Raw genomic sequence first — 1,927 nt, 5'->3', positions numbered from 1 at the left:
GCGTGGCGTTTGCTGTGTCAGACTCAGTTTTGCGCTGACATGTACACGTCGAAGACAAAATCGCACGTCTCGTGATGTTTTTCCACTTTGACTTCACAGGACCAATTAAGGGGTATCCCTTCGAAATATCGAGCATATTGGGTCTTGTCCTCCTCACAGCCTGGACCTGCCCAAGTGCTGGATGGGCCATGTGCTGATATCGAGATCTTGCAGCCCCTGAAACCGCCTTTTCCGTCAAGGCCGCCGTTCTCGTGCCAGTAGCTGTAACCCACGTCCATCCATCTGAGGAAGGTATCGGGGCTTACAGTCTGCACAGTCTTCTGGATTTCGCCGACACCAACCCCGAACTGGGGGAAGGAACATGTCCCTCGCGGTTCGCAATTGATCAGTGAACCCGAAATCCTGTCCCGCGTCTGATTATGCCAGTTTACGGTTATTGTGTGATCGGCGAAAGCCGGCGTAGCGAAAACGATTACAGCAGCTGTAAAAGACAAGCGGATCATTGATTGACGTCCCACCAATACTCAAAATCATAATCGAAAAGACAGGTTCGTTACCGGGTTCATCCGGCCTTTTTCGGCCATGTCACAAAAAAATCGATGCCGAACAGCCCCCCTGTAGAAGTCGCCAGTCCAGCCGCTTTCTGGGCAGCAAGAAACTCCTTATTAAAAGCTCGACTGCCGCCTAAACCACCAATAGCACGCCCTTGTGCATCATAGATGTCAAAATCAAACGACAATCCGCCAAGTTCAGGAACATCGCTGGCTCGTTGCACCTTCAATGTTCCATTGGCGAGGGCAGCACGAAAGCTTTCGTCCCGCATGTTGCAGTCTTTCAACCACGCGATGACACCGTTACGAAACACCTCGTCGCTCACCTGCGGCGGCTCATGAGCCACGACCCGATCGGCCGTTTTCAGGGAGGGGAAACGTTCGAGGATATCAGCCGGCAGATCCGACACCTTGGTGCCTTCTCCTTTCGACAGCATGCCTTTGCCCCTTGGGACGCTTCCAAAGTCCACAACAGTACCGTCCTTTGTTGTAAAACGGCAGCGAATATAACTTGTCTCCTCGACTGAGCTTTCTGCACGGGCTGGATGGGTTCCATTCTTGCTGCTGACGAGCTCACTGATTTTCATCAGGGCATCGGAGACGCCCGCGCCTGTACGGACCTTGGTCAATGGATCAAGAACCGATGAAGATGCCTGCTTGGGCGCGCTTGCTTCTTCAGGTTTTGGCTTCAAGGTCTGGAGCGTTGCCAGGGCTACTTTCGCAGTCGGGTTGACCGATACCATGATATTCCTCCTCAAAATAACCGGGCCGCAATGAGCCGGAAAAACAAACAAAAAGGTCTCGCCAGAGCTGTTGGCCCGGCGAGACAAGAAATGGCGTTCTCAATGAATACTGGTCAGGCAATCACTGACCCAGCAAACAATCGCATGYTATTTGYTTTTGGCGCGCGGAACAGCAGGTTTCGTTGCCAGAAACCAGGAACAACTGCCAGAATGACAACATGTCCTCTCAATGTACTCTGATATTGCTCGCGGAAGCAGAACCAGGTGATACTCGGGTTATTTTGCGTCAATCTTCGTTGGTGGCGTCGGCTCGGCCGGCCTACCTCGGCGACTAGCTGCCTCAGTGAGATATCTGCGTGGCTTGCTCCATCGAAACACCAAGTGATTTCTGCGCCGTGTCGAAATCATCGTCGTGAAGCGCCTTACGCTCCTGGGGCGCCAATCGCCTTTCAAGCATATGCGAGAGCTGCGTTAATTCCTTTCGAAGTTCCGGACGATCAACCAAATGTTGCAATTGCGCTTGAGGTGCTAGTTGCAACATAGCCGCCAACCCAGATGATGGCATAGGGACTTCCACGCTCAGACGACGCTGCTCGGCCGCGTGCTCCTGTGCAATGCGCGATTGCTGGTAAT

1 protein-coding gene and 1 pseudogene are annotated in these 1,927 nt (G+C 52.9%); both read right to left on the bottom strand.

The genetic code is table 11. The annotated features are described in order from the left end of the window. Positions 1 to 562 precede the first annotated feature (562 nt). The gene (locus tag ACOWVS_RS23345) at positions 563 to 1,294 is read right to left on the bottom strand and encodes a hypothetical protein (RefSeq protein ID WP_075042550.1); all 732 of its coding nucleotides are present in this window, start codon (positions 1,292 to 1,294) and stop codon (positions 563 to 565) included. 340 nt (positions 1,295 to 1,634) lie between these two features. Continuing rightward, positions 1,635 to 1,927, bottom strand: a pseudogene (locus tag ACOWVS_RS23340) (adenosine monophosphate-protein transferase); the annotation flags it as partial.

Source organism: Brucella sp. IR068 (assembly GCF_049065885.1).
Classification (GTDB): Bacteria; Pseudomonadota; Alphaproteobacteria; order Rhizobiales; family Rhizobiaceae; genus Brucella; species Brucella intermedia.
Note: the sequence above shows the minus strand (reverse complement) of the source record. Positions and strands in the feature narration are given on the sequence as shown.

Excerpts from the sequence above, each read along its gene's own strand:
- ACOWVS_RS23345 (WP_075042550.1), bottom strand. The coding sequence starts at position 1,294 with ATGGTATCGGTCAACCCGACTGCGAAAGTAGCCCTGGCAACGCTCCAG.